The 7,629-nt window shown below is 31.2% G+C and carries 8 protein-coding genes; 3 read left to right on the top strand and 5 right to left on the bottom strand.

Going from position 1 to position 7,629, the window contains the following annotated elements:
- Window positions 1–204: 204 nt before the first annotated feature.
- Window positions 205–1,476: a nucleotidyltransferase gene (locus CN514_RS13590; RefSeq protein ID WP_098233056.1), complete on the top strand. Its 1,272-nt coding sequence runs from the start codon at window positions 205–207 to the stop codon at window positions 1,474–1,476.
- Between the two features lie 72 nt (window positions 1,477–1,548).
- Here CN514_RS13590 and CN514_RS13585 read toward each other — a convergent pair whose 3' ends face one another.
- A complete protein-coding gene (locus tag CN514_RS13585; protein WP_098233055.1) occupies window positions 1,549–2,574 on the bottom strand; it encodes a SepM family pheromone-processing serine protease in 1,026 nt (341 codons plus the stop codon).
- Window positions 2,549–3,355, bottom strand: a complete 807-nt coding sequence (locus tag CN514_RS13580) for a patatin-like phospholipase family protein (protein WP_098233054.1) — start codon at window positions 3,353–3,355, stop codon at window positions 2,549–2,551. The genes CN514_RS13585 and CN514_RS13580 overlap by 26 nt, the downstream gene beginning before the upstream one ends.
- 140 nt (window positions 3,356–3,495) lie before the next feature.
- Here CN514_RS13580 and ylbJ point away from each other — a divergent pair, with 140 nt between their 5' ends.
- On the top strand, window positions 3,496–4,752 hold the full coding sequence (ylbJ, locus tag CN514_RS13575) for a sporulation integral membrane protein YlbJ (protein ID WP_098233053.1): 1,257 nt from the start codon (window positions 3,496–3,498) through the stop codon (window positions 4,750–4,752).
- Window positions 4,753–5,382: 630 nt separating this feature from the next.
- Here ylbJ and coaD read toward each other — a convergent pair.
- Together coaD and rsmD are read right to left on the bottom strand one after the other, a co-directional pair.
- Window positions 5,383–5,874, bottom strand: coding sequence for a pantetheine-phosphate adenylyltransferase (coaD, locus tag CN514_RS13570; RefSeq protein WP_098233052.1), 492 nt, complete (start codon window positions 5,872–5,874; stop codon window positions 5,383–5,385).
- A 17-nt stretch (window positions 5,875–5,891) separates the two neighbouring features.
- A complete protein-coding gene (gene rsmD / locus CN514_RS13565; protein ID WP_098233051.1) occupies window positions 5,892–6,449 on the bottom strand; it encodes a 16S rRNA (guanine(966)-N(2))-methyltransferase RsmD in 558 nt (185 codons plus the stop codon).
- Between the two features lie 368 nt (window positions 6,450–6,817).
- Between rsmD and CN514_RS13560 the strand changes: the two genes are divergently transcribed.
- Entirely contained in the window at window positions 6,818–7,207 is a 390-nt protein-coding gene (locus tag CN514_RS13560; RefSeq protein WP_097975637.1) for a DUF7147 family protein, read from the top strand.
- A gap of 173 nt (window positions 7,208–7,380) precedes the next feature.
- Here the strand turns inward: CN514_RS13560 and CN514_RS13555 are convergent.
- The coding region (locus CN514_RS13555; RefSeq protein WP_141529376.1) for a YlbG family protein at window positions 7,381–7,629 on the bottom strand (249 nt) is incomplete at its 5' end.

Here is a 7,629-nt window from a genome sequence, read left to right as displayed (position 1 = left end):
CATGCTTCCTTGACTGAATTCCCGACAAGCTTAAGGCGAAAAATTCACTAAAAGTTTTAGACTTGGTTACAAGCTTTACCCTTTAATCTTTGACCTTGCTTCTTATATGTAACCTATCTAATATATTATTTTCCACAATAAAATTCAATACAATTCACACTAGCTTGCGAATTATTTCTCAAAACTGGTATTCTTATTGTATAAATTCGTGAAATTAGTAATTATTGGAGGTGCATTTCTCTGCGTTCGGTTGGTGTAGTAGTAGAGTATAACCCATTACATAATGGACATGTTTTTCACTTAACTAGTTCTAAAAAAAGTACAAATGCTGATGTTGTTATTGCGGTAATGAGTGGTCAATTTTTACAAAGAGGCGAGCCAGCAGTTGTTCCAAAGCATGTACGAACAAAGTTGGCTTTACAAGCAGGTGCAGATCTTGTTATTGAATTACCTTATAGCTATTCGACTCAACACGCTAGCATCTTTGCCAAAGGAGCTATTTCAATTCTTGATTCTTTAAAATGTGATTATGTTTGTTTTGGAAGTGAAGAGGGTAAAATTGAGACATTTTACGAGTTAATCAAACAAAAGAAGCAGCTTACTTCTTCAATTAATACAAGTATACGTACATTTCTTGATGAAGGACTTAGTTATCCTGCTGCATATAGTACTGCTTTACAAAAAAATCTTGAATCATCAAAGCTAGATGTTTCACTTCCAAATAATATTTTAGGAATACATTATTTAGAAGCAATTGAGCACTTTGATAGTCGAATGGAAGGTAGAACGATTCAGCGAATAGCTGCAAATTATCATGATGAGGAAACCAATCATCATAGTATCGCTAGCGCTACAGCAATTAGAAAAATTCTAAAAGGTGACAATCAATCGATTTCTGACTTTGTTCCAAGCTTTACAAAAGATTCAATTGAAGAATACATAAACGAGTATGGTGCTCTTCACTCTTGGAATGAATATTTACCATTTTTGAAATTTAAATTAATGACTTCAACTAAAGAAGAACTTGAAGAAATTTACGAAGCTGTCGAAGGTTTAGAAAGAAGAGTATTACATTCTGTATTAAACTGTCTTAATTTTGAAGAGTTAATGACCTCAATCAAAACAAAAAGATATACTTGGACTCGAATTCAAAGATTATTAACACATATCTTAACAAATACATCAAAAAAAGAAATGTCAGCAATATTAGAGAAAGATCGAGTTCCATATATTCGTTTACTTGGAATGAGTTCAATGGGAAAAACTTATTTAAATAGCAAAAAAAAATTAATTGAATTACCAATTTACACGACCATTAATCAACAAAATCAAAAAGAACTAAGTACCGATTTGAAAGCAACCCATACATATGCTTCGATGCTTTCATTAGACAACCAACAAAAATTAATAAAAACCGAATATTCACTGTATCCAATTATTTATGATGAAAAAAGTAATCAATTCAGTAGATCTTAAGTAGTTTCAACTAAACAGTATAAACTCAAAAATGGCAGGTTTAGGGATTTCCCACTATATCCTGCCATTTTTTTATTTTTTTGTCTTTAACTTTTCAAGATAATTGATTGCTTGGTCATATGTATCAATTGGTATTATTTTCATTTTCAAGTCATGTTTTTTCGCACTTTTTACAGCTTCATTATAATTAGAATTCTTTTTACCGTTCTCATTTGGTGCAAAGAAAATCTCCGCTCCAGAATCTGATGCTGCAATTATTTTTTGAGATATACCGCCAATCGGACCAACAACTCCATTTATATCAATTGTTCCAGTTCCAGCTATTTCATGACCTTTTGCTAAACTTTCGTCTTTTAATTGATCATAAATTTCTAGAGCAAACATCAGCCCCGCTGAAGGTCCACCGATTTCTTCTGAATTTATTTTAACTTTTGGATTTGTAGTTAGATTTAAATTTTCTGCTATAGAAACACCAATTCCAGCACGATTCGGTTCGTCTTTAAAAGTTTCTGTTTTAATATTAAAGTATTTAATTTTTCCTTTTCTACTTACTTTTAAATTAAAATTTGTACCAGGTTTTCTGCTTTTTACGGTATTGGTAAAATCATTGATCGTACGAATTTCTTTCCCGTCGATTTTAGTGATAACGTCACCTAGCATTAATACGTTATGGGCTGGCATATCCTTTAAAACTGATACGACTACTATTCCGTTTTCCTTCACTTTATAAGATTTTTTAGCCTGCTTATATGCGTTTAAAATCGCAGCTTGCTTTGATTCTTCCATATACCTTAATTGGCGGAACTGATAATCTTCATCACTTTCACCTTTTACTTTTATTTCATCTATCTTGTATAAATGGTAATTGTCATTAAATTTCGTACCAATATATGAATAGACATTTGCCTTACCCATCGCTACGGTCGTTAGCATAAATTCACCTTTATCTTTTTTTGCACCTTCAACTTTTACATATGGCCTTAAAGGCTCGGCTAAGCCTGGTTTTGTAACATAGTATGGTAATGGAATGAAATATAAAAGAATTAGCGTAATACCAAGTACTAATAGTACATTAAGAATTCTGATCCTTTTTATCACTATTTTTCTCCTTCCATTGCTCAATCTTTTCAAGAATTTCTGGTATTAATTTTTCTGTAGCTTCTTCACCTATTTTGATAACATTTTCAAGGTCAGTAAAGTTTCTAGAATTAACATGATCTAATTTAGGTCTTATCATAACATTAGAAGCAATTTCTCTATTTCTAACGAGCTCATGCTGCATTATTTCAATACTTTGCATAATCACGTCATAGATCGTCGAAACTTCACCACTAACTTGAATCGGCGAAGCATCTACTCCAATAATAAAATCCGCACCCATTTCTTTTACAACTGAAACTGGGATACGATCGATGACTCCACCATCAACTAGAAGTCTTCCATTCCATGTTTCTGGTACAAAAATTCCTGGTATTGAAATACTTCCACGGACTGCAGTAGCAATATCTCCTTTTTGGAATACAATTTTTTCTCCTGTTAATAAATCTGTCGCGATTACCGACACTGGCAAATCTAATTCTTCAAATTTTCTACCGAATGATAATACTTTTATCAATTCTTTCACTCTGTTCCCAGAAATCAAACCCATTTTTGGAACAACATAGTCAATATAGTATTTAGATTGAAATACTTTTGCAATTTTATATAGGCGATCTACATCCGCACCAGCACCGTATAAAACAGCAACTAAAGCACCTATACTACTGCCTGCAATCAGATCTATAGGAATATTATGCTTTTTTAAAACGGAAATTACACCAACATGTGCAAATCCTCGTGCACCTCCTGAACCTAATGCTAAACCAATTTTCGGTTCCAAGTTGTTTCCCCTCCAATTAAACTCTTTGGTCTAAAATTGAATTCCAGCAACGTATATTTAATTGTACAAGTTTTTTTTATACATATATTACTATCTTATTTCCTACTCATTGGTCTTACTACAATTAGACAAAAATCTATATGTTTTTTAAGTTTATCTTTGGAGGTTTATATGTGAAAAAAAATTACTTTATTACCTTACTAATTTTTTTATTACTCATATTTCTGACATCAACAATTATTTTGCATCCAGAGGTAGCATTTAAAGGTTCAATTAGAGGGTTAAATATGTGGTGGGGAATCGTATTTCCTTCGCTCCTTCCTTTTTTCATTTTAAGTGAACTTCTAATATGCTTTGGAATTGTTCAATTTATTGGTGTTTTTTTAGAGCCAGTAATGAGACCTTTATTTAGAGTTCCGGGTGTTGGGGCGTTCGTTTGGGCTATGGGGATGGCCTCTGGATTTCCTTCAGGTGCGAAACTTTCTGCAAAATTATATAAAGATGGGGAATTAACAAAATTAGAAGCGGAACGACTCAATTCATTTACAAATTCATCGAATCCATTGTTTATTTTTGTTGCTATATCTGTTGGTTTTTTTCACAACCCAAAAGTTGGACTCGTACTTGCACTCAGTCATTATTTGTCTAACGCTATTGTAGGCCTCATTATGAGGTTTTATGGAAGAAACCAACCTAACTACTCTCGTAAAGAAAGAATTCATTCTAACCGCTTTAAATACGCTTTTAAAGTTATGCATGAAAAAAGATTGAGTGAAAGAAGACCGATTGGAAAAATATTAGGGGACGCAATAGCTTCTTCCGTACAAACATTATTAATGATTGGTGGATTTATTATCGTTTTTTCTGTTCTTAATATGCTTTTAATTGAAATTGGATTTATATCTAATGTTGGGAAAATAATTGCATATTGCTTTTCAAATTTAAAGGTTAATCACAATTTATCTACGCCTTTTTTATCTGGATTATTTGAAATTACGCTAGGATCTAAATTAGTCAGTGAACTAGGAAATAGTACATTATTGCAGCAAGTGGCTTTAACTAGCTTTATTTTAGGATTTGGTGGTTTTTCAATACAAGCCCAAGTAGCAAGTATTATTTCTGAAGTGAAATTAAGCATTAAACCTTATTTAATCGGTCGTTTATTGCAATCTGGAATTGCACCTATTTTGGCAATTATCTTTTGGAAACCATTATATCTTAATCAGTTAACTTCTAATGTTACTAATAATACTTTACCTGTTATAAAGATTTTTACAGAAAAACAGTTAACCCTCGAATCATTGATTTCAACAGGTTCATTTATAACATTAATTTCTCTTTACATTTATGTAATCATCTTAATTTATAAACTGTATATAAAAAAGTTATCTTCTTAAACCTTTCTGTATAAAAAAAAGAAACCTCAGTTTTAATACATTTGAGGTTTCTCATGCTGTTGAAACAAGTTTGTCAATTAATTTCAAATTTTCGTAAAAGGAGTTTAGTGTGGTTGATTTCCATTACGGGATGCTCGCTTTCCATAGGGCGAGACCTGAGCCTCCTCGGCTATCCGCTTATCCCATAGGAGTCGAGCATCCCTTCGTTCCAATCAATTTATACATCAAAAAAATTTTACACTAAAAACCTAATCAAATATCCCTTTCTTAGTGTAGCGTAACAGCTTGTAGTCAGTTTGTAGGTTAATTAAGATCGAACATCAACTTATTTTAATAATCATTTGAACTTGTTTTTCTAAAAATTAGCTCTTAAATATTTATAACTTCTCAAAAATAAACAATTACTTGGGTTTTAATATTATAAAACTGCTCAAACGTATTAACATATACATTTAAAATACATTATTAAGTCATTAGAAAATAAATTATAAAATCAATAAGGTTCATTTACTATACGTTTGACGATTTTATATTTTCAACAATAAAAGAAACCTCAGTTTTAAACAAACTTGAGGTTTCTTTTATGTTGTCTACTCATTAATAAATTATATATAAATACTTAAGCTTACATTAAACTTGAGGTTTCAAAAATTTTTCTGTTAATGCATTATTTACACAATCTGGTACTAAGTCTTTTACATTTCCACCATATTTAGCGACTTCTTTTACGATTGAGGAACTTAGGAATGAATATTGATTATTTGTCATTACAAAAAATGTGTCAATTTCATCTACTAATTTTTTGTTCATAGCTGTAATCTGCATTTCATATTCAAAGTCTGATACTGCTCTTAGGCCTCTTAATATTGCAGAAGCATTAATTTTTTTCGCGTAATCCATTAATAGACCACTAAATGAATCAACGCGTACATTTGGAATAGCACTCGTAGCTTCCGTAATTAATTCTATTCTTTCTTCTAAAGTAAATAAAGAATTTTTGGCCGAGTTATTTAATACGACAACAATTACCTCATCAAACACTCTTGCTCCACGTTTAATAATATCTAAATGTCCTAAAGTAATTGGATCAAAACTTCCAGGACAAACAGCAATTCGTTTCATCTTGTACCCCCTAAAAATTACTCCATACAAATATGATACACTGATACGCCACAAATTCCATATTTTTCTGCTTTTGTTCGTACAAATTTCCCTATTTTTTCAGGTAATTCGACATCTGTAGCATGTTCTACTAAAATTGTTCCATCTGATGCAAGTAGATTTTTTTCATCAAAAGTTTCAATTAATGATACGATTTGTTGCTTTTTATAAGGAGGATCTAAAATAATTAAATCAAATTGGATCTCTCTTTTAATAATCGCTTTAACAGCTCTCTCAGCGTCATTTCGATATACTTCAGCATAATCAGTTAAATTACAAGTTGCTAAGTTTTCTTTAATCGTCTTAATCGCCTTCATTTCACGATCTACAATAATCGCTTTTTCAATCCCTCTACTTAAAGCCTCAATTGATAGTCCACCACTACCACCGAATAAATCTAATACAATACCACCTTCAAAGTAAGGTCCAATTATATTAAACATTGCTTCTTTTACTTTATCGGTTGTCGGTCTAGTACTCATTCCAGGTACTGCCTTTAAACTTAATCCTTTATTTTTTCCTGACACTACTCTCATTTAATTTACACCTACTATATATTTCAATTTACGAACATATCCTATCATAATTTCACTAAAACAAAAACATTTCTTTCCATATTCTTCTACTTATGTATAAAATCATCCACTTTGGAAATAATTAATTTTAACAACATCTCAGTTGATGTTGTTGCCAACCGCGGAGAAGACTTACGTTTCCCCATAAGTTCTTCCTCCGGTTTCTCCTCTCCCTTTGCCTTCTTTTAAGTGATTACACTTTAATAAGAGGGGCCCTGCAAATGCGGGGTTTTTTTTTATGCTTTTATCCTGTAGAATAAATGTTGCATTTATTACCATACTTTGTTTGAAATACTCGTAAAGTATTTACGTTTTAAGGGGGAACACTCATGATCCAACGCATGATTGAAATTGGAGAAGGATACTCAGATTTATACGAACTATTTGAAATAGCTAAATCGCAAAAAGATAGAGTTAAATTTTTACTTAAATTAACAGCTGAAAATAAAGGCTCAAACTGCTGTTCTTTTGCTGTAATCTTAAGCCCTACTTCTATTGGTGAGTTCCAACCAATATATTATTGTAGAGAAGGAATTACATTAAAAGAAGATTCAGTTACAAAACGTGAAGTGTTGTTTGAAGAACTAGCTACAACTTTAAACAAAGAAATCATAACATTACAAATTAGACACTCAAGCTCATTTCATGAAAATGATTTATTCCATCAATATATTATCGGAATTTTACGCTTAAATCACTTAATACCACCAATGAAATAACTAGAGCTGATAATAGAATTTACTATTTTATAATCTTTCTCATAAAGTAAAAAGAATATTAGGGATAGCTTTTCCTATCCCCTACTTCTCAACCATACCACAAGAAAAACGATTGAACGGTTTTTAATTCAGATCGGTTACCCCTTCTAAATTAATTATCCATTCAATCGTTTTTAATCTACTTGATAATCATATTCCTTTGCTTCGTCTGGTTTTGCATTTTCGTATTCAGTCTTAATAAAAGGTTTATATGACAATTCAATTCGTTTCACAAAATGAAATTTTTTCAATCTCTCTATTGTTCGATCTATATCATCCATATTGCAATATAGGACTACGTATTTCAAACGTTTAGAGACAAAGTGAATATTTCCAAATTTACGTAACATTTTTGCTTGTTTTAATGATTGTAAATAAATAAT

The sequence above is a fragment of the Bacillus sp. AFS001701 genome, assembly GCF_002559405.1.
In the GTDB taxonomy this organism is placed as follows: domain Bacteria; phylum Bacillota; class Bacilli; order Bacillales; family Bacillaceae_G; genus Gottfriedia.
This window is presented reverse-complemented; position numbering and strand designations above follow the sequence as displayed.

What these genes read in the sequence shown, in the direction of transcription:
- rsmD (WP_098233051.1), bottom strand. Translation starts at nt 6,449, where the DNA reads ATGAGAGTAGTGTCAGGAAAAAATAAAGGATTAAGTTTAAAGGCAGTA.
- CN514_RS13560 (WP_097975637.1), top strand. Translation starts at nt 6,818, where the DNA reads ATGATCCAACGCATGATTGAAATTGGAGAAGGATACTCAGATTTATAC.
- ylbJ (WP_098233053.1), top strand. Translation starts at nt 3,496, where the DNA reads ATGTTTTTTAAGTTTATCTTTGGAGGTTTATATGTGAAAAAAAATTAC.
- coaD (WP_098233052.1), bottom strand. Translation starts at nt 5,874, where the DNA reads ATGAAACGAATTGCTGTTTGTCCTGGAAGTTTTGATCCAATTACTTTA.